The sequence below is a fragment of the Nocardia albiluteola genome (assembly GCF_018860155.1).
Classification (GTDB): domain Bacteria; phylum Actinomycetota; class Actinomycetes; order Mycobacteriales; family Mycobacteriaceae; genus Nocardia; species Nocardia albiluteola.
Map to the genome: position 1 here is coordinate 111,732 of NZ_JAHKNI010000020.1, position 19,470 is coordinate 131,201.

The following is a 19,470-nucleotide window of genomic DNA, read 5'->3' on the forward strand; positions in this document are numbered from 1 at the left end:
TCCCAGGAGCCACCGGAGAACAACGCCGCCGGACAGGACGCCATCGCCGAGTACGAAGCCTGGCGCAAGGCCCGGTGGGAGGACATGGCCGGACCTCAGGGGAAGGCGAAAGTCGTTGCCAAGGGCATGATCTCCGGGATCGAACTTCAGACCCTGCCGGGCGTGCCGGGCCGATGGGGTGTTACCGAGGCAGGTGGTTTGACGGTGACGGCTGCCCTCGCGGACGGTGTGGTGGTCGAGGAAAAGGCCGTTGACGGGACAGCGGACGTTCCTCCCGGCAGCCATCCGAAGTTCCCCACGGGACGTACTGGTTCGGTATCGGGAGCGGACGGGACCTACGCCCTGGTCGTCATGGATGAGTCCGCCGTGGCTCGGTCGGGCCTGCGCGAGATCGTGGCTTACCCATACGATCCGGCGTGGGTTCTGGAAGGCGAGTACCGGGCGGCGCCTCCCGGACGTGTCATCGACGTCGAACGACTGACGGTCCCGCGGACCGAGGATTCCCTCCCGGCGCCCGTCGATCTCGTGGTCACCATCGACGGCGAGGAGTACGTGCTCGCCGTGCTCGAAGACCTGCCCGGTCGCCGGCTAGTGATCTTCACCGACGAAACCAACGGAGACGGCACGCCGGAGATCGGCCGGTGGTTGCTGCTACCGCTCCTCGGACCCGGCAGCACCGTACCGGTCGACTTCAACCGGACAACCCTGTCCCAGCATCATTTCTCCCCGTCCGTGTTCACCTGCCCGCTCTCGCCCCCCGGCAACCACCTGCCGATGCGCATCGAGGCGGGAGAACGCGCGCTGGCCTACGACAAGCAACCAGAAGGAAGTGACACCGTGAACAAGGACAAGGCGATCCGGTATCTCCGCAACCTGGAAACCAGGGACTTCGCGAGTGCGCGGTCGATGTGTTCCGCCACCGCCACTGTCTGGCACAACGACGGCAAAGGCGAGGAGACGACATCATCCGCCAGATCGCCGACCGCGCCGCCGTCCTGCAGCAGCACGTGGTGCACGTGGCCACGAAGAACGGTATGCGCGGTGAAGTGCACGCAGCGGTGTATTTCCGCTTCGACGATGGCCTCATTACCAGGATCGAGGAATACGCCAACTTCGTGCCGAGCGACCGGGACAGCGCCGGCAACTGATATGCCGGCGCGGTCCGCATCGCCCGACAGGACCCGCCCACCGATGCTCTGCACTCCAGAAGAAAGGCTGCACCCATGCCCGGGAATACCAATGAACACCTGACCGATGAACTGCCCGCCGGGACCGTCGACGCCGTGGTGATCGGCGGCGGGGCCGCCGGATTGAACGGTGCCCTGATGCTCGCTCGCTCCCGCCGCTCGGTGGTCGTGATCGACAGCGGCGCACCTCGCAACGCACCCGCCGACGGCGTGCACGGCCTACTCGGTCACGACGGCCTCCCACCGCAGGAGTTGCTGCGCACCGGCCGGGAGGAAGTGCGCCGGTACGGTGGACGGATCGTGTCCGGCGAGGTGAGCTCCGCTGTTCCGGCCGCCCCAGCCGCCGACGGCGACCGGCGCTTCACCCTCACCCTGACCGACGGCGGCACCCTGTGCGCCCGCCGGCTGCTGGTCGCCACCGGGCTGCGCGACGTGCTACCCGCCGTTCCTGGGCTGGCCCAGCATTGGGGGCACAGTGTGGTGCACTGCCCGTACTGCCACGGCTGGGAGGTGCGCGACGAAGCCATCGGGATCCTGGCCGTGGGCCCAGCGTCGGTCCATCACGCGCTGCTGTTCCGGCAGCTCACCGACGACCTGGTGTACTTCACCCGTGGCACAGACCTGGGTGAGGACACCCGCGCGCGCTTCGCCGCCCGCGGCATCAGCGTCGTGGACACCCCGGTGGCCGCGGTGGAGTCCACCGAGGACGGCAACATCACGGCCGTACGGTTGACCGACGGACACGCGGTTCCACGCCACATTCTCGCCGTCGCCACCACCATGCAGGCCCGCACCGACGGCCTGACCGGCCTGGAACTCCCAATGCAGGACCTGCCCAACGGCATGGGCCGCCACTTCATCACCGGCATGGCGGGAACAACGTCCGTGCCGGGCGTGTGGGTGGCCGGCAACGCCACCGACCTGAGCGCTCAGGTCGGAGCCGCCGCCGCGGCCGGCGCACTGGCCGGTGCGCATATGAACGCCGACCTGGCCACCGCCGACACCGACGCGGTCTTCGCCGCCGCGCAACGCCGTGGTATCACCGTGTAGCACGCACGGCGCCTGCATCAACTTCTCATGCGGAATCGCCGAAAAGCACTCGGCGATATCCGTTTCCACCCCCCACCGGCGACCCCGCCACGCCTCGTCGACGAGGACTTGCAGGGCATCGTGCGGACTTCGCTTCGGGCGGAACCCGAACGAGCAGTCCAGCATGTCGGCTTCGAAGATCGGCTCGAGCACGATCTTGCACGCCGACTGCACGATCCGATCGCGGACAGCGGGAATCGACAGCGGCCGTTGCTCTTTCACACCCGGTTTGGGAATCCACACCCGGCGCGTCGGCAACGGCCGATACTCCCCCGACCGCAACTCGGCAGCCAGCTCATCGAGCAGCCGTTCGACTCCATACTGCTCGACCTCGAACAAGGTGGTCTTGTCGATACCCGGTGCACCCGCGTTGGCGCGCACCGCGACCCACGCCCGCCACAGGACGTCTCTGCGGAAGACTCTGTCCCGCAACGAGTGAAACCGTCGCCCGGGATCGGCCTTGGCCGCCCGGTACAGCGCATGCTGCAAAGCCCGAACCGGATCCAACCCGGATCCCGACGTGGCGGAACTAGATGCCATCGGGAACGGTGGCTGTTTCGAACGCCGACAAGCTCGCGAAGGTGCTCGTAGAACTCGCGCGAGAACAGATCGCCGGCGAGCCGCCTCGTCGTGACGACCGCTCCGCGATCGCTGGCGGGAGTTCACCTCAGCCGCCGCGCCGGTCCACGCCGAAGCGCCCAACCATGTCGGCAGCCACCAGAGTATGGCTGCGCTTATGGGCATCCACGCCAATAACGACCAGGTTCAACGGGTTTCATCCTCTCCAACGGCACCGAGACTTCCCAGTCGAGTGAGGACGGGCACGCGTCAATCGGGCATAGAGCGCGCTCCTATCAGGCCACGAACCCCACCGGCTGGAACCCGGCGGGGCCGCACATCGTGACAAGCCACCAGCATTGAAGCCGGGGCAGCGAAGAAAAGAGCGAACCCCGCCGGGTTTGATCATCTTTACATTGAGGCGTTGAATGCCTTGGTGAAGGCGATTCCGGCGGTCCGGTCCCGGCGCGGGCCACGGCGGCGCCGGCCGGGCAAGCTGCACGCGGACAAGGCCTACGACCAGCCCGAGCTGCGGTTGTGGGTACGCCGTCGCGGCATGGCAGTTCGTATCGCCCGCAAGGGAATCGAGTCGGCCGAGCGGCTGGGCCGGCACAGGTGGGTGATCGAGAGGACGATGTCGTGGCTAACCGGCTACCACCGGCTCGCAATCCGCCACGACCGCAAAGGAACTCACTATCTGGGCTTCCTGACGCTGGCCGCCGCGCTCACCGGCTTCAAGAAGCTAGCGAAAGCGAAAGCGGCCATATGAGACACGGTCTAAGCTTGTTCCGTCTTTCGAATTGCCTTGGAAAGAACGGATACTGCCATGATTGTCACCACGACCTCATCGAACACCACGGAACACCGTGCCGTGCAGCGGCGATTCGCCCCGCTGGTTCGCAAGGATCGGCCGGCGGCGCCCGAGCGCTTCTCCGGCTTCGGATACCTGGTGCCCGATCGGGACGGCCGGTAAGTCGGCGGCGATTTCGGCGATGAGTCGGCCCTTACGTTTGCGTCGTCGCCTCGGCGTGACCTGTTATTGGTTCGACGGATCGCTGGTCGCCCACCCCTTCCCCGACTGGGACCCGGTCGTGGTCACCCCGCTAGCAGTCGAGGTGCTCTCGGCTTTCGACGGCTGGCGGATCCCGTCCGAGGTCGCGACGACCCTAACCGGTGTCGACGAGGAATCGCTGGTGGCGTTGGTCGACGGGCTGCACGATTGTGGACTGCTCGTGGCTGAGAACACCGCGGAAGCCGAACGCGACGAGGCGATATCGCGCCGGTGGGGATCGTGGGCTCCGGAAGCGCCGTTCTTTCATTACGCGACCCGCGCGATGGCGTATCCGCCGCCGGAATTCGAAGACGCGGACAACGATGCGACGGCGTCAGCCGATTCCGCGCCGCAGCCGGCTCACGTGCTGTTCACCGAGTATGCCGATGTCGATCGGATTTTGTTGTCGCGCAGGCCTGCTCGATTCGACATGTCGTATGGGCAGATCTTGTTCGACAGGCGCACCTGCCGGGATTTCGCCGAAACACCCGTGTCGCTGGATATCCTGTCTGCCTTGCTGGCGACGGTCTTCGGCCCAGTCGACTACATCGATTCCGGACTGACCGCGTTGATGCGGCGCACCAGCGCGTCGGGTGGATCACGCCAGGAACTCGAGGCTTATCTCGGTATTCGCAATGTGGCCGGGGTGCCACCGGGCTTCTACCATTACAACGTGCTGCAGCATTCTCTCGAATTGCTCAGTGAGGGGCTGACATCCAATCAGATCACCGATCTGTGCGCAGGACAGGAGTGGGCGGGCGGCATGGCCTTCTTTGTCGCGATGGTCTCCGACATCGATCGCATGCGCAGCAAGTATTCGATACCGCGCAGCTATCGCGTCGTCTTGCTCAACGCAGGCCATCTGGGCCAGACATTCGCCATGACCGCGACGGCCCTCGGTTTGGGTCCCTTTCAGACCGGTGCCTACGACGACGCCGCCCTCGCCCGAGCCTTTGGTCTGGACGAAAGTTCCTGCATCCCCGTCTACCTCGTCGGCGCCGGCTATCCGAACCCCATCCGCTCCCTGGACCCGCCCGTCGCGGATCTCAACACCTTTCGTCGTACCCGACTGTCGCAGACCGGTGATCGGGTTTGAGCGTCTGGTACGTGTCCCTCGCCGGGTGCCCCCCGAGGCTTGGGCCATAACGCCGACCCCAGGGACACCCCTGTCAGTCGGCGATCAAGCCGCCGGTGAGGTTGGCGATCGCGCCGGTCGTGCCGCCGGCGCGGTGTCGTCTCCGGCATCCCGGCCGCGTTGATGCACACGACTCCCACACCGCGGGTATTCCGACCATCGTGTGCCGCGCTTGCGTCGGGCGTGCCGGGCAAGTGACCATATCCGTGGTCGGCGACATGGGGAGCTGCAGCCATGCGGCCTGCAGGCCGGTTGTTCGACCCGGACTTGCCTCCAGGCGGGAGGGTGGTGGCATGACAAAACCGATCAACACTGCTACCCGGAGGGGCGAACCCGAGATCCGTAGCGTCCACCGTGATCGCCCGACGTCGACAAGATCGCGAAGGCACTCCTCGAACTGGCGCGCCGGTCCATGCCGGAGCGGGCACGGCAACCTGGTCAAGACCAGATCCAGATGCTGATACACGACTATGTAGCCGGCGCAACGACCTACGAATTGGGTAACCGGTTCGGTGTCGACCGCCGCACCATCAGCTCGATCCTGCATCGGCACAACGTGCCGATCCGCAGACGCGGCCTGTCCCCCAACCAGACCGACGAAGCGATCCACCTCTACCGCCTCGGCTGGCCCTGACACGAGTCGGGAAACACTTCGCCGTCGATCCGACCACCGTGTTGAACCGCCTGCGCGAGCGCGGCGTCCGCACCCGCGACACACACGAGCGGGCTCGATCCTGACATCAATCCACGACGACCAGCTGAGACCGCACTCGTGACGAGCACGGCTCGCAGTCGCGGTAGTGAAGTGTGCCATCGGACTTAATCAACGCCGACGAAACATGCACCTTGGTGCGCTTACTAGAACAATAAAACAGCCACTGACCAGGCAATATACGATATCCGATCGAAGATGGCCTCATGTTCGAAAGGCGGAAAACCCCTGCTCAAGAGGACTTTCTGTATCGATTGGTGGACCTAACGCTAATCAACCCGAACCACCCCACAGCCGAAGGACCGACGCTCCGGATCAAGCCGGTAGGCGCACGCACGGTGACACCGAAGGGGTGACCTGTGGTTTTGGCGGTTCGCTGGCTACCGGCGCTCCGCGCGCACCTGCATGATCGGCAGCGCCGAAACACCCGACTCGACCGATGAGCAGCGGAAGACACTCGATATGCGGCAAGAGCGCGCGTTCGCGCGGTGAGGCCACGGCGGCATCCTCCGCAAGGAGCTCACTGCCCCGTACTGTCTCTCCTATACCTATACCGGACCCCGCCGGGCCCGCGGCCTGATGTAGGGGTCAGGCGTCGGTCTGCGTGAGGATCACCTCGGCCCAGTACTCGGGCTCCTCATGATAGGCAATATCCAAACCGACCATCCAGATCCGGGGAATGCGACCGTTCTCGTCGGGGCCGGACCATAACCGGTTCAGAAGGTGCACGGCGTGCTCGGCTGCCGTGCCCTGCGCAACCATCGCCGCCACGATGTCCCGGCAGAACGCCAGTGCCTCCGCGTCTCCCGCGCAAGGAAATTCGCCCTGGGACCGCAGCATCGACTCGTGGATCCAGTACTCGTCGAGACCGGAGTCTGTCCCGCACGAGCGGGTCGGGGTGAGGAGTACCTTTCCGTCGAGTTCCTCGGCGGTGAGGTGGAACTCGTGGATGAAACGCCGCAGGTCCTCCGATGCTCCCAGGCTCACATAACCTGACAGATCGGACTCACTCACCTCTGCATTCTCCTATACCGACCTGTCGATTCGAAGTGTCGAGTTCGATCAAGGCAGATCCGGCAGATCACGACGAGCCGCCACCTTCAGCGGGGGTGCACGCATCGGCAAGGTAGTGCGTGGTTGAAATGTCATGTGCCCGAGGCCATGTAGGCGCTTCTGTGGCCGGTGCATGGCAGGCGAAGTCGACGGTGTGCGATTCCAGCGAACGACGTTCACACACAAGAGATTTCACTCCGCAGATCGCGATCGACAGCGGACCTGCCCGTGATCAAGGGTAGCCGAAGTATCGCCTGCTTCAGGCCGTAATCCACGATCAAGTTGACCGCCATGCCCCGGCATGGTGCTCGGGCGCTATGCCGGGACGACGACAGGCCAGGGCGCCGACCGAATCGCTTGACACAAAACATTTTACGCTGGTTATGGCGAGTTCGAGCGTGGGCGTAAACCGTGTGCACCCAGTACTCGACCTCGCGATTTCAGCAATCGCGATGCCTTGCGCTGCAGTCGATCTCGATCGTCCGGCGCCACCGAGCCTACCCTGTGGTGACTATGGACAACCCCGCCTCGGCGTGCCGCGGACTTACGATCAGGCCATGGACCGTGACGCACCATTGACCAGAAGCTCCTTCGGCAAACTGCATCCGATCGTCACGCCCCAGCCGCTTTCGCAGCTGCCCGATCGTGTCTGGACTGTGAGCGAGTGGGACCGCATCCAGAGGGGCTGCCAGTCACGGAGCATGGACGAGAAGTGGGACGTCTTCGCCGAAGGTGACATCGTCTTCATGCACCGCAGTTGGACCGGTCACGGGATATACGAGGTGTCGTTCTCCTCTTCAGCCACCGGTGGCCGAAAAATCACTTCGGCTGCAGTTGAGACGGATCCGCAACGGCGCCGGTGGAGGAGCGACGACTTTGACCGCGTGATGATCGAGCTGATCATCAGCGGCGTCGTTCTCGGCGAGCCCGCCCTCGAGCTACGGGCCGCATTTGCCGCCGCCGTCGCAGGATCGCGCTCGGGCACCACTGACGTCAGCCAACAGGCGACGCTGCACAACGTTCTGGGGGTCACGCCCTAACCCGCACGCCCAATGAGCAAATCGGCGCCGCCCCTGAGTGGCTAAATCGTCACGGTGATCGCCTGGAACGCTGCGTAATCGGCATAGAGCGTGTGTCGAGCTTGTCATGTGCCCGAGGCCATGTAGGCGGCGAGGATGTAATTCGGGTGGCGGTCGAGATTGGTCCGAGCACGGTCGTAGCGCATCGTGGTGCGCGGGTCGGCGTGGCGGGCCGCGATCTGGACATCGCGGAGGTCGACTCCGGCGTCGAGCATCGTGGTGACGAAGGTGTGGCGCAGCATGTGCGGGTGCATGCGTGGCAGCCGCATCGCTGAATCCCGGGCCAGGTGCCGCAGTCGTCTTGTGGCGCAATGACGGTCCATCCGCCGTCCTCGGGTGTTGAGCAGGATCGGCCCGTGATCGCGGTCGCCGGTGGCGCGGTCGATCGCCCGTCCGACCACCGGAGGCAGCGGGATCAGGGCGAGCTTCGAACCTTGCCGACGACCCGTAGTACGCGGTGACCGTGTTCTTCGCCGATGTCGTCGGCGTCGGACTTACACGCTTCGAAGATCCTCAGCCCGAGAAGCCCGAGCATCGCTACGAGCGCGAAGTCGAACCGGTTGGCTGAATCATCTCAGGCCTCCAGACGGGAGATGGTGGCGGCGCCACGACATGGTTTCCGGCCAGGGCGCACCCATGCGCGAACTGCATCTCGACGGGTGGAGATCCTCGTTTCCAGACCTGCTCGATCTGCTCGACCTGCCAAACCGGCTTGGCGAGCGCTGTCGGTGCCGATCAGTCGTAGTCGTCGTCGTGCCCGGCGAGTTGCCGCCCCAGCTGCCTGGCCGCGTCGATGATGCCACTCAATGGTCGGTCATATTTCCAGTCGTCGTATTCATCGGGCTCGATGGCGTCGGTGAGCAGGAGCGCGTGTCGGATCATGATGTCCTGGCCCACCACAACGAGCCCGCCGATAGTGCCCGTGCTGCCGACCTTGGTGAGCACGGCGAGGAGATCGACCTTATCGGTCCTGGCGAACCGCCTGTCGAACTGGACCCACTCCCCTTCCTCGCCCGCTCGTCTGATCACGACATCCGGGGCGTCCCAGTCCTCTTCGGCGTCCTCGATCTTGAGGCTGATCATGTCGGGCTCAACATGCACGCCGTAACTGTTCTCGGAAATGCGCTCGACCAGAGCGTCCCACTCATCGCTGTGTTCCACTTGTTCCCCCTTCGCGATCGTCGGTGTCCCGCTGATGCAAACCATAGCAGAATCCGCTGCGGCAGAAAGGAACTCGCTCAGCTGATACGCTACCGCGCGTGCGGATCTCGATCAGTTGGTCGGCTGGGCCTTCGGAGGCATCATCGCCGACGCGAGCACCATGATCAGTGCCATGATCGCCGTAACGATGAACACCCAGTGCACCGCCGAGGCCAGCGCGTTGGGAGCAGGATGCGCGCTGTGCTCGGTGCGGGCATTCACGATGGCGCCGAAAACCGCCACGCCCACGGCACTTCCGATATTGCGGGCGAACATGTTCGTGGAGGTCACCACGCCACGTTCAGTCCACTCGGTACTGGTTTGAGCGACATCCACCGTAGAGCGGGCGTTGAGGCGACGAGGCTTGCTGTTGCCGCGTGGTTATCGCGCCGACCGCAAGTCGTGGGCTATGTTGCGGCGCAAGGTGTTCCACGATCCACCCACGAAACGAAACCGAGTCTGGCAGACCGACTTTTCGGAGTTCGAGACCACTTGTGGTGGGATTTGGCGGATCTGCGCGGTGACGCCCGTACGGGAGCTGGTCGGGCACATGATGCGTTCAGCGAGACGAGATCTCGTCACCGGCGACCTCGGCAAGCTCGCGCAACGCATCGGAGTAGTACCTGCCTGACCGATACGCAGAAGCCACGCGGAGCCGCCGGGGTGCCTCCTGGAATTCCCGTAACTGACACCATGAAGGCATGAACGATCAGGGAAGCCCCGTCCTGTACGCCATCGTGACCGGAGCGCCCGTCGCGCGGGATGTCGGCACGCTGGTCGATCTCGCACAGGCCGAACGGTGGGATGTCTGCGTGATCGCCTCACCGTACGGTCGCCGGTTCATCGATGTCGATGCGCTCGAAGCCAAGACAGGGCATCCGGTACGCAGCGAATACAAGGACCCCGGCGCGCCCGATGTGCTTCCCCCTGCCGACGCGATGATCGCCGCACCGGTCACTGCGAACTCGCTCGCCAAGTGGGCGGTCGGCATCTCGGACACGCTACCGCTCGGGCTCCTGGTCGAAGCGGTCGGCAAGGAACTACCAGTAGTCGCCGTACCGTACACCAACCAAGCCCACTTCGGCTTCCCGCCCATCCAGGACGCAATCAACAAACTGTCCCGATGGGGCGTCACCATGCTGAACGTGCAGGACTTCATTCCGCCGCACGAACCTGGGACCGGCTCGAACTACCGCCACCTTTTCCCCTGGCATACAGCTTGGCAGGCCGTCCTGAACCACCCCCGGCGAGAGGGCGGGACGTAAGGATAGCTACACGAGGTGGATTTTGTGGAACCACAAGACTTTTCGGGCACTGCGCAGTGTCCTACATTACGGCGATTGCGATGGCCATCGAGCGCCCCGCAGCAGATAGGGTGGTGATCCCACTATGGCAACGGCACGGCCCGACAATTCGGGAACCGGGCCGTCCTAGCGAACTATTCGCACTCTGTCAGGCGCGGTCGAACTGGCCATCCTTCGCACCACCGACGAAGGCTTCCCACTCACCGGGGGTGAAGATCAGAGCCGGGCCGGTGGGGTTCTTGGAGTCGTGAACACCGACCAGGCCCTCGTCGAGGAACGCGACCTCGACACACTCCCGTGACGCATCGCTACGGCTGCTCTTGAACCACTTGGCCTTGGACAGGTCAGCGCGCACTTTCATACTCCCTTGCGACCCGCCACAGCAGGTCTTTACTGGCTATGGCATCCAAGGCCGCCGCTTGGAGCGCCTCGTACGCCTTATCGTACCGGCGCACGTCATCGGGCTTCTCCAGGTATATATCCCCAGTGAAGCCGGGCACGTAGACCACGGTCGGCTCGACAGGCTTCCCCTTGGCGTTCGTGCCGAAGTTCAAGATAATGAACGACCCGGTGACCATGCCGCCCGGAATCCCCGCGGCAAACGGGAGAATTCGCAGTGTCACATTCGCCCGGGTCGCGATGTCGGCGAGATGGCGAAGCTGGGCAGCCATGATCTGCCGATCTCCGATCATCCTTCGCAGGACCATCTCATGGATCACGACCTCCATGGTCGCGGGCCGCGCCTTACGGGTGATTAGAATCTGACGTTGCATACGGACCTGGACCCGGCGATCCAGGTCGGCATCGGACTCCTCGGGGTGACCAGCCTTGATCACAGCGCGGGCGTAGTCGGCGGTCTGGAGTAGTCCCGGAACCAGCTCGACATGGTAGGTCGTCAAGATGCGGACCGCTGCTTCCATGCCCAGGTAGACATCGAAGTCTTGGGGTATGAGGTCGCCGAAGTCGTGATACCAGGACTTGGCCTTGGCTTGCTGGGCTAGTCCGATCAGGCCGTCGGTTCGAGTGAACCCTCCCCCGCCGCACTCTTGAACTGGACGCCGATGACGGATTTGAGTTCAGTAACTAAATGCGCATATGTCGGCACAAGGCGTATGAGTCGGCACGGGCGAGCGAGCGGAGTCAGCCCGCCCAAGAACAACGTGTCGGCTTCCGAGGTGCACGGGGCAGGCCCGAACTCCTCGCCGCGACTGGTGACGCAGGGCTGGCCATAGGACGAACTGGTGGCCGGAACCGCCCTCCAAAGCGAAATTCCACCATATTCCGAGACTTTGCCCGCGGCCGCTGACCATCCGTCGTGGCCGGCGAACATAGTATTTCTCTGCGGCGCAGCGGATCCTCGCAGCCAGTGTCCGGGAATCTGGTGGCGAGGCGCCCGGCCCCACGGCTGCAGCCCGGCCCCTGCGCGGGTTTACTGCGGCTGCGCGGAATGGTCCGGCTGGGTGGCAATCGTTTCCAGCGCGCTCTGTCGGTCGGCCCAGGCGAATTCGACCTCGACCTTCCAGCCAGTGTCGTCCTTGCTGCGTTCGATCTCCAGCTCCCGCATCACCTGCTGGGGCACGCTGACGGCGCCGCCCATTCCGGCATAGCCCAGCTCCCCACCAGCATCGAGGTCGTCAGCCAGGCGACGCAGTTCGGCAGCCAACTCGGCCCGGGTCAATGTGCGATGATCCCGGTAAGTCTTCCGATGCTTCGACATACTCTCCAGCACACCCCCGAGACCACGGTCGCGCCCAGGGTCGAACTACCTGCGGCACGTGCACCGAAGGGCCTTCCGGCATGCGAACACCACCGAACAATCCGTCGCGTCCGGCAGTTTGCCAGGGTCGCACCAGCGTTGCGATTCCGATCCCAAAATCGAGCTAGCCGGATTCCTGTGGATTTGCTAGAAACTTGCCTCTGCACCTGGTTGAATGGGTCATACTTCAGAGTGTGTCCACGACCCCGGACTTCGAGGCAATGCTGCGCAGGTCTGCGCTGCGGGTCACAGCGCCGCGGATAGCGGTGCTCACGGCGGTGCATCACAGGCCGCACTCGGATACGGATTCGATCATCGGGCTGGTGCGCGAGGCGCTGGGAGCGGTGTCTCATCAGGCCGTCTACGACGTGCTGCGGGCCCTGGCCTCAGCGGGTCTGCTGCGACGCATCCAGCCGACTGGCTCGGTGGCGCTTTACGAGACGCGCGTTGGCGACAACCATCACCACGCCGTCTGCCGAGAATGCGGCGTGATCGCCGATGTCGATTGCGCTGTCGGCGAGATCCCCTGCCTGACCGCCTCCGACAGCCACGGTTTCGTCATCGACGAGGCCGAAGTCGTCTATTGGGGTTTGTGCCCTGCCTGTTCGAACTCTCCCTCCTCCCAACATCATCCGTGATCGAGAGCCCGAATTTGCTTGCTATCGAAAGGAATTGACGTGCCCGAGGAACACCCACCCATTGGAGATGCCAGCACCGAGCCCGGGGTGAGCGGCTGCCCGATCGCCGGCAGTCTCAACTACCCCGCCGAGGGCGGAAACAGCAACCGGGAGTGGTGGCCCAACCAGCTCAACCTGAGGATCCTGGCGCAGAATCCCGCGGTCGCCAACCCAATGGGCCCCGACTTCGATTACGCCACGGAATTCGCCACCCTCGATGTGGACGCGGTCCGCCGCGACCTCGAGGAACTCATGACCACCTCGCAGGACTGGTGGCCGGCCGACTTCGGCCACTATGGGCCACTGTTCATCCGGATGTCCTGGCATGCGGCCGGCACCTACCGCATCCACGACGGCCGTGGCGGCGCCGGCGCGGGTATGCAGCGGTTCGCACCGCTCAACAGCTGGCCCGATAACGCCAGCCTGGACAAGGCCCGCCGCCTGCTGTGGCCGATCAAGCAGAAATACGGCCCGGCGCTGTCGTGGGCCGACCTGATCGTGTTTGCCGGCAACGTGGCATTGGACTCCATGGGCTTCAAGACCTTCGGCTTCGGCTTCGGCCGCGTCGACCAGTGGGAGCCCGACCAGGACGTGTACTGGGGGCCCGAGCACACCTGGCTCGGCGACGAGCGCTACACCGGCCAGCGAAACCTCGAAAGCCCGCTGGCCGCAGTGCAGATGGGCCTGATCTATGTCAATCCCGAAGGGCCCAACGGCAATCCGGACCCGTTGGCTGCGGCGGTCGACATCCGGGAGACCTTCCGCCGTATGGCTATGAACGACGTCGAGACCGCGGCGCTCATCGTGGGCGGCCACACCTTCGGCAAGACCCACGGCGCCGGTGATGCCGATCTCGTCGGTCCCGAACCAGAGGCTGCCCCGCTCGAGGAGCAGGGCCTGGGCTGGCGCAGCAGCTTCCGCACCGGCGTCGGCGCGGATGCGATCACCAGCGGTATCGAGGTGACCTGGACGCCGACACCGACGCAGTGGGACAACAGCTTCCTGGAAATCCTCTACGGCTACGAGTGGGAGAAAACCAAAAGCCCGGCTGGGGCCTGGCAGTATGTCCCGAAGGACGGTGCCGGGGCCAACACCATGCCCGACCCGCAGGGTGGGACGCGGACGCGCACCCCGTCGATGCTGACCACCGACCTCTCGCTGCGACTCGACCCGATCTACGAGCAGATCACCCGGCGCTGGCTCGACCATCCCGAGGAACTCGCCGAGGAGTTCGCCAAGGCCTGGTACAAACTGATCCACCGCGACATGGGCCCCAAGGCCCGTTACCTCGGGCCACTCGTCCCGGCCGAGACCCTGTTGTGGCAGGACCCGGTTCCCGAGGTCGATCACGAATTGGTCGGTCTCGCGGAGATCACCGACCTGAAGGGCCGTATCCTGTCCTCGGGATTGACTGTGCCGCAGCTGGTTTCAACTGCGTGGGCGGCGGCGTCATCGTTCCGTGGCAGCGACAAACGCGGCGGCGCCAATGGCGGCCGAATCCGGTTGCAGCCGCAGGCCGGGTGGGAGGTCAACGAACCCGACGAGCTGGCGCAGGTGGTACGCATGCTCGAGGGCATTCAGGAGTCGTTCAACTCCGCCCAGTCCGGGAACGTGCGGATTTCGTTCGCGGACCTGGTCGTGCTCGGCGGGGTCGCGGCGGTCGAGAAGGGCGCCAAGGACGCCGGATTCGACATCACGGTGCCGTTCACCCCGGGCCGTACCGACGCTACCCAGGAGCTGACCGATATCGAGTCGTTCTCGCTGCTCGAACCGGCCGCGGACGGCTTCCGCAACTACGTCGGCAAGGGCACCCGGCTCCCGGCCGAGTACCTGCTGCTCGACAAGGCGAACCTGCTGACACTCAGCGCTCCCGAGATGACCGTCCTCGTCGGTGGCCTGCGAGCACTCGACGCGAACCACAAGCAGTCGGCACTGGGCGTATTCACCGCGAAGCCGAGGACGCTCACCAACGACTTCTTCGTGAACCTGCTCGACATGCGCACGAAATGGGAATCGTCGGCGGCCGACGATGGCACATTCGTCGGTAAAGACCGCGCGAGCGGCGAGGAGAAGTGGACCGGCAGCCGCGTCGACCTCGTCTTCGGCTCCAACTCGGAACTGCGCGCGGTCGCGGAGGTGTACGCCACCGACGGTGCCGGGGAAAAGTTCGTGCGCGACTTCGCCGCCGCCTGGACCAAGGTCATGAACCTCGACCGCTTCGACCTGCACCGGTAACACCACCCTGTTCGGGCAGTCGCCGCATTGTTCGGGCACTCACCGCATGCGATGCCCCGGCGAGCCACTCGCCGGGGCATCGCATCCAAGCGAGCGTCTCCGCGACGCGGACGTGCCGTTGTCGGATCTCGCCGATGCGCTGACGCGGGGCGCGATCGGGCGTGTAATCGGCCATCGCCCCGAACAACACGCCACGCTCCTGGGCGCCGATCATCTTCTCTCGCCCGGTCCGCGACTTCACCGGCGCAGCAAGCGATTCCCGTCCGCTGCCGCGGTACCTGCGCCACCACGTGCCCACCGACCGCGACGACACACCGAACATCGCTGCCGCCTCCGGATAGGACTCACCAGGCCCGACTCCAGCGCGGCCACCACCCCAACCGCACCACCTCCTGCGCTGCAGGCGACACTCGCCGCAGGTCCTGCTCACTCACCCACACTCAACTACCAAGGAAAACAACGAGTTTCAACTCAATACCTGCCCGCGAGATGAACCACAACGCCGCTCTGTGCCAGCTCGGGAACCGGCTCGTCGGCATCTGACAGTCAAGATATTTCGTTGCGGAAGAGCAGCAACCTCCGGCCTGCCCCCTCCCGGAATTGCTGATGCCTGTGTCTACCAGCAAGATTGGGACTGTGACGGTGTTCGCGACCTGCTCGCAAGCTGTGCGGACGTCTCGGACACCGGGGCAAACGGGTCGGATCCGCAGGGTGGAATCAAAAAGCATGACCTGTGGTTCCGGTGGGCCGAGTTCGCCACCGCTGCCGGCTTCCCGCAGGGACCTGGGATCGCGTATGCGGTATTGGCGTGGGAAAGGCGGTCGCCGCTGTCCCTGAGTCCTCACCGACGAACGCGGATGATCGTCTTCCCCTCGATCCGCTCGGTCGGGTTGAAAGCAACGACCGCGTCGTCGAGAGTCGCGACTTGGCCGATATGCGTCCGCAGACGTCCATCCCGCACCCGCCGGGCGATCTCACTCAATTGCGCTCGATCAGGCACGACAACGAAGTCGATCGCCAGGCCGTCGGCCGGCCGTGCCTCGGGCGGACCGGCGACGCTGACGAGTGTTCCTCCGGAACGAACCAGACCCGCGGACCGCCTTCCGATGTCGCCGCCGAAGACATCGAACACCAGATCAACTCCACCGACACCTTCCATAGCGTCGTTCTCGAGGTCGACAAACTCGTGCGCGCCGAAATCGAGCGCCGTCTGACGATGGGCAGCACGTCCGGTACTGATGACGTAGACGCCGGCCTCACGTGCGAGCTGTATCGCCATCGAACCGACCGCGCCGGCCGCGCCATGCACGAGGACGCTCTGGCCCGCCCGGATATGGCCGTGCTCGAACAGCCCCTGCCACGCGGTCAGGCCCGTCATCGCCACGCTCGCGCCCACTGTGAAGTCGACGTCAGCTGGCAGCGGCGCAAGGTTGCGCGCCTCAACGACGACATACTCCGCCAGCGTGCCGTCGCGAGTCCAGTCCGTAAGGCCGAACACCCGCTGTCCGACCGACAATCCCGTTGTTCCATAGCTGAGACCGGTGACCACCCCGGCCACCTCGTGGCCGGGGATCGACGGCGTCCGGTCACGGCCGAGGCGATCGATCCAGGTCGAGGGCCACTCCAGCTCATTCCCGGTGAATCCCGACGCATGAACTTCAACGACGACGTCGCCGTAGTTCGCGCCCTCGAGACCGGCGAGCCTCGCCACGTCCGGCTCGGGCCGCTCCGCCAGCGTCATCCCCGCCGTTCCCGCGGCCCTGTCCGTCACCACAATCGCCTTCACCCGTACCTCCCTGGATCGGGTCTTTGCCTACGTCGCATGTACGCGTCAGCCACAACTAGACGATCTCGTTCAGGCTAGTACGGAGTCGTCTTGCCCGACAGGCAGCGAAACGCCTGGCGGTGAGAGCGAAACACCTGGCGTTGAGACCGCAGAGGTCGGGACGCATATGAGCAGGGGAATGCACGACGCCCGATATCGCGGCGCGTCAGCAGCGCGCCACAGACCCCCGTCTATGTCGACGAGAAGGCACACATGTCGCTGCGGCAAGGTGCCGTGGTGGCCGCAGCGCCGATTCACCTCTCCCGCCACCACGAGCCCGACGATCTGCGCGTCCAGATCGGCAAATACTGGCCCGGCGTCATCGGGGTCGACGCGATCTGCAGCACCAGCGGAAGCCACAGCCCATTGACCGACCTGTATCAGGTCTCGGACGAGACCGGCAGCGTGCTGGTGGTCGACGAGTCCCACTCGCTGGGCATCGACGGACCGCGCGGGGCAGGCACGGTCGGGTCCGGGACATCCTCGAGCGACACGGTGTGCTGGGCACGTCGTGAGGAGGCGTGGGCGGGCCGGGTTCGTGCTGGCGCGGGCGTCAGCCGGATTGGTAGACAGCGCCACCGGCAACGACGCCAACCACCCGGTTCTGTCGCTGGTTCAACCTTCGCCGTCGCGTTGCGGCGCCCATTCCCGGATCGCGGCGATGATCTGCTCGGGCGCGTCTTCCTGGATGTAGTGGCCCGCGCCCTCCAGGATGACGGTGCGATGCTGGGGAAAGACCCGCTCCCAGCGGCGACGCTCCGGTTCGCGGAACGCCACATCCTTCGTCGGCCACACCAGCAACGCGGGCTTGTTACCCAGGGCGGGTAGCCCTCGCTCGATCTCGGCGAGAAACGGTCGGCTGCCGAGGATTTCGCGAGGGAACACGTGCATCGGACGCCTCGACTCGGACGTCGGGAACGGCCCACGGTAGGCGTCCATCACCGACTCCGATAGCTTCCGGCGCCGGACACCGAGCGGTATGAGCCTCTCGACGAAGAAGTTTCGACGCAGAATCAGGTAGCGGCCGATCGGACCGCCCAGTGTCCGGGAGAATACCTGCGTTCCCAGATCCGATTTCGGCCAGGCCCAGGTATTGCCGATCACGAACGCGGCGAACCGATCCGGATGCCGCGTCGCGACCGCGAACCCGATCGGTCCGCCCCAATCCTGCACCATGAGCGTCACGCCCGACAGGTCGAGCTCGGTGACGAATCGCTCGACGACCCTCGCGTGCTCGGCGGGCGTGAAACCGTATCCAGGGCCCGGGCGTGAGAGGCCGAACCCGGGGTAATCCAAAGCGATGCAGCGAAATTGGCCGCCGAGATTGGTGATCAACTCACGGTAGAGAAACGACCAGGTGGGGTTGCCGTGCAGAAGCAGCAGGGGTGGACCGATGCCTTCGTCGACGTAATGGACGCGAGTGCCGGCCAGGTCGAGATAGCGGTGCTCGAAGGGGTATGAGTCTCGGGGTACCCAGGACGGAATTGCCGGTGTGTCTTCGGACATGTCAACCTCCTCGGGCGAAGCTTACGGAGTAGCTGCTGCGGATCGCATTCGCGAAACACCTACCCGACCGGATTGACCACCATTGAACGGCCTGCAAGCCAAAAAACCGCCGCCGCAAACAGGCTTTTATGACCGAAAGCGGTGGGTTCCCGACGAAGTAGCTTCAGTCCGGCTGAACCCATGGGAAACCCAGGAATCCTGAAGCTGTCATGAGCCGCAAAGTAGGACGCGCGGGTAACTGTTGATCCGCCTTACGGTTTCGTTTCGTGCAGTTGGAGTGGTCGCCCGAGGATCCGATCGGGTCACCTCCTACGCGCACAACACACCGGGTCGATACGCGGCCTCCGGCGGTTCGAAGGCTCAGCAGATGTACATTTTCGCCGCCTCCGAACTCGACTACGCCCGTGACGATGTCGCCGCGCAACGGCAGATCGTGAAGGACACCTTCGCCGGAATGGGCTGGCGGGTCCCGGAGATGCTCGCCGAGATCGACAATTTCGACGATCTCTATCTCGACGCGATCGCCAAGTACGCAAGATGAAGAGTTTCACCAAGGGCCGCGTCGCACTCGTCGGTGACGCCGGTTACGGAAACACCCTGGCCGGCTTCGGAACCGGCGCCGCGGTCGTCGGGGCCTACGTGCTGACCGGCGAACTCGCCTGCGCCAACAGCGATTACACCGCGGCCTTTCCCCGCTACGACGAGATCATGCACGAGTACAGCAAGCTGTCCGACAGCGCCAACGCCGGACGCTTCCTGCGCCCGAGGACGGCCCGAGGCTTGAAGTTCCGCAACTGGTTCCTCGGTTCCAAGGGCATGTCCATGATGGAGAAGATGGCCGAGAACTCCAAAAATCCGGAGCTGCAGGACTATCCGGCCCGGGTCGGCATAACCGTGGCCGAGCCGGCATAGGTAGCGCGAACCGGGATCGGGCAGGTCAACCGCGGCTGAACGTCCCACCCGAACCCGAGCTGGGCTAGTGCCGTGTCCTGAAAGGTTGATGCTGAAACCCGCAGTCGGGGTGGCGGGTTGATCATCGGCCGGTGACCGGCGATGCTGCCGGTGGAGGTGGTGCCGGTGGCTCGTAAACCGGATGTGTTCGT

General features: G+C 64.8%; 21 protein-coding genes and 2 pseudogenes. 12 read left to right on the plus strand and 11 right to left on the minus strand.

Annotated elements, in window-relative coordinates; translation table 11 throughout:
* The first annotated feature begins 84 nt into the window (after positions 1-84).
* A complete protein-coding gene (locus KO481_RS38105) occupies positions 85-1,251 on the plus strand; it encodes a DUF1684 domain-containing protein (RefSeq protein WP_215923409.1) in 1,167 nt (388 codons plus the stop codon).
* Entirely contained in the window at positions 1,224-2,237 is a 1,014-nt protein-coding gene (locus tag KO481_RS38110; protein WP_215923410.1) for an NAD(P)/FAD-dependent oxidoreductase, read from the plus strand. Before KO481_RS38105 ends, KO481_RS38110 begins: the two co-directional genes overlap by 28 nt.
* Positions 2,238-2,261: 24 nt before the next feature.
* Here the strand turns inward: KO481_RS38110 and KO481_RS38115 are convergent.
* Positions 2,262-2,816: pseudogene (locus KO481_RS38115) on the minus strand (reverse transcriptase domain-containing protein); the annotation flags it as partial.
* 442 nt (positions 2,817-3,258) lie between these two features.
* Between KO481_RS38115 and KO481_RS38120 the strand changes: the two are divergent.
* The 4 genes and pseudogenes from KO481_RS38120 to KO481_RS38135 all read left to right on the plus strand — a co-directional run.
* Positions 3,259-3,603 (plus strand): annotated as a pseudogene (locus KO481_RS38120) (transposase); the annotation flags it as partial.
* A gap of 57 nt (positions 3,604-3,660) precedes the next feature.
* Entirely contained in the window at positions 3,661-3,807 is a 147-nt protein-coding gene (locus tag KO481_RS38125) for a hypothetical protein (protein WP_215923411.1), read from the plus strand.
* A gap of 220 nt (positions 3,808-4,027) precedes the next feature.
* Positions 4,028-4,981: a SagB/ThcOx family dehydrogenase gene (locus tag KO481_RS38130; RefSeq protein ID WP_215923412.1), complete on the plus strand. Its 954-nt coding sequence runs from the start codon at positions 4,028-4,030 to the stop codon at positions 4,979-4,981.
* Between the two features lie 493 nt (positions 4,982-5,474).
* Positions 5,475-5,654, plus strand: a complete 180-nt coding sequence (locus tag KO481_RS38135; RefSeq protein ID WP_215923413.1) for a hypothetical protein — start codon at positions 5,475-5,477, stop codon at positions 5,652-5,654.
* A 666-nt stretch (positions 5,655-6,320) separates the two neighbouring features.
* Here the strand turns inward: KO481_RS38135 and KO481_RS38140 are convergent.
* Positions 6,321-6,746 carry a hypothetical protein gene (locus KO481_RS38140; protein WP_215923414.1) on the minus strand — a complete coding sequence of 142 codons (426 nt, stop codon included), beginning with the start codon at positions 6,744-6,746 and terminating at the stop codon, positions 6,321-6,323.
* Positions 6,747-7,342: 596 nt separating this feature from the next.
* On the opposite strand from KO481_RS38140, the gene KO481_RS38145 reads away from it, so the two are divergent.
* Positions 7,343-7,825 (plus strand): hypothetical protein, encoded by a 483-nt coding sequence (locus tag KO481_RS38145; protein WP_215923415.1) that lies wholly within the window; start codon positions 7,343-7,345, stop codon positions 7,823-7,825.
* A gap of 104 nt (positions 7,826-7,929) precedes the next feature.
* On the opposite strand, the gene KO481_RS38150 is transcribed toward KO481_RS38145, so the two are convergent.
* The 3 genes from KO481_RS38150 to KO481_RS38160 form a co-directional block, all read right to left on the minus strand.
* Positions 7,930-8,265: a tyrosine-type recombinase/integrase gene (locus KO481_RS38150; protein WP_215923416.1), complete on the minus strand. Its 336-nt coding sequence runs from the start codon at positions 8,263-8,265 to the stop codon at positions 7,930-7,932.
* Positions 8,266-8,599: 334 nt separating this feature from the next.
* Complete coding sequence (locus tag KO481_RS38155; RefSeq protein WP_215923417.1) at positions 8,600-9,025, minus strand: hypothetical protein; 426 nt, start codon at positions 9,023-9,025, stop codon at positions 8,600-8,602.
* A 111-nt stretch (positions 9,026-9,136) separates the two neighbouring features.
* Entirely contained in the window at positions 9,137-9,355 is a 219-nt protein-coding gene (locus KO481_RS38160; protein ID WP_215923418.1) for a hypothetical protein, read from the minus strand.
* Positions 9,356-9,765: 410 nt separating this feature from the next.
* On the opposite strand from KO481_RS38160, the gene KO481_RS38165 reads away from it, so the two are divergent.
* Positions 9,766-10,329, plus strand: coding sequence for a flavoprotein (locus KO481_RS38165; RefSeq protein WP_215923419.1), 564 nt, complete (start codon positions 9,766-9,768; stop codon positions 10,327-10,329).
* Between the two features lie 187 nt (positions 10,330-10,516).
* On the opposite strand, the gene KO481_RS38170 is transcribed toward KO481_RS38165, so the two are convergent.
* The 3 genes from KO481_RS38170 to KO481_RS38180 form a co-directional block, all read right to left on the minus strand.
* Positions 10,517-10,723: a DUF397 domain-containing protein gene (locus tag KO481_RS38170; protein WP_215923420.1), complete on the minus strand. Its 207-nt coding sequence runs from the start codon at positions 10,721-10,723 to the stop codon at positions 10,517-10,519.
* A complete protein-coding gene (locus tag KO481_RS38175; RefSeq protein ID WP_281066276.1) occupies positions 10,713-11,288 on the minus strand; it encodes a DUF5753 domain-containing protein in 576 nt (191 codons plus the stop codon). Before KO481_RS38175 ends, KO481_RS38170 begins: the two co-directional genes overlap by 11 nt.
* A gap of 509 nt (positions 11,289-11,797) precedes the next feature.
* Positions 11,798-12,085 carry an amphi-Trp domain-containing protein gene (locus tag KO481_RS38180; RefSeq protein WP_281066277.1) on the minus strand — a complete coding sequence of 96 codons (288 nt, stop codon included), beginning with the start codon at positions 12,083-12,085 and terminating at the stop codon, positions 11,798-11,800.
* A 233-nt stretch (positions 12,086-12,318) separates the two neighbouring features.
* On the opposite strand from KO481_RS38180, the gene KO481_RS38185 reads away from it, so the two are divergent.
* A complete protein-coding gene (locus tag KO481_RS38185) occupies positions 12,319-12,762 on the plus strand; it encodes a Fur family transcriptional regulator (RefSeq protein ID WP_215923423.1) in 444 nt (147 codons plus the stop codon).
* A gap of 39 nt (positions 12,763-12,801) precedes the next feature.
* Positions 12,802-15,036 carry a catalase/peroxidase HPI gene (gene katG / locus KO481_RS38190; protein ID WP_215923424.1) on the plus strand — a complete coding sequence of 745 codons (2,235 nt, stop codon included), beginning with the start codon at positions 12,802-12,804 and terminating at the stop codon, positions 15,034-15,036.
* On the opposite strand, the gene KO481_RS44960 is transcribed toward katG, so the two are convergent.
* From KO481_RS44960 to KO481_RS38205, 3 genes are all read right to left on the minus strand, one after another.
* Positions 15,002-15,466, minus strand: a complete 465-nt coding sequence (locus KO481_RS44960; RefSeq protein WP_372452180.1) for a helix-turn-helix domain-containing protein — start codon at positions 15,464-15,466, stop codon at positions 15,002-15,004. The two genes, katG and KO481_RS44960, sit on opposite strands and share 35 nt — an antisense overlap.
* 411 nt (positions 15,467-15,877) lie before the next feature.
* Positions 15,878-16,822, minus strand: a complete 945-nt coding sequence (locus KO481_RS38200; protein WP_215923426.1) for an NADP-dependent oxidoreductase — start codon at positions 16,820-16,822, stop codon at positions 15,878-15,880.
* A gap of 654 nt (positions 16,823-17,476) precedes the next feature.
* A complete protein-coding gene (locus tag KO481_RS38205; RefSeq protein WP_215923427.1) occupies positions 17,477-18,367 on the minus strand; it encodes an alpha/beta fold hydrolase in 891 nt (296 codons plus the stop codon).
* Between the two features lie 367 nt (positions 18,368-18,734).
* Here KO481_RS38205 and KO481_RS38210 point away from each other — a divergent pair, with 367 nt between their 5' ends.
* A complete protein-coding gene (locus KO481_RS38210; RefSeq protein WP_215923428.1) occupies positions 18,735-18,908 on the plus strand; it encodes a hypothetical protein in 174 nt (57 codons plus the stop codon).
* A complete protein-coding gene (locus KO481_RS38215) occupies positions 18,905-19,279 on the plus strand; it encodes a Rossmann-fold NAD(P)-binding domain-containing protein (RefSeq protein WP_215923429.1) in 375 nt (124 codons plus the stop codon). The genes KO481_RS38210 and KO481_RS38215 overlap by 4 nt, the downstream gene beginning before the upstream one ends.
* Positions 19,280-19,470: the final 191 nt, after the last annotated feature.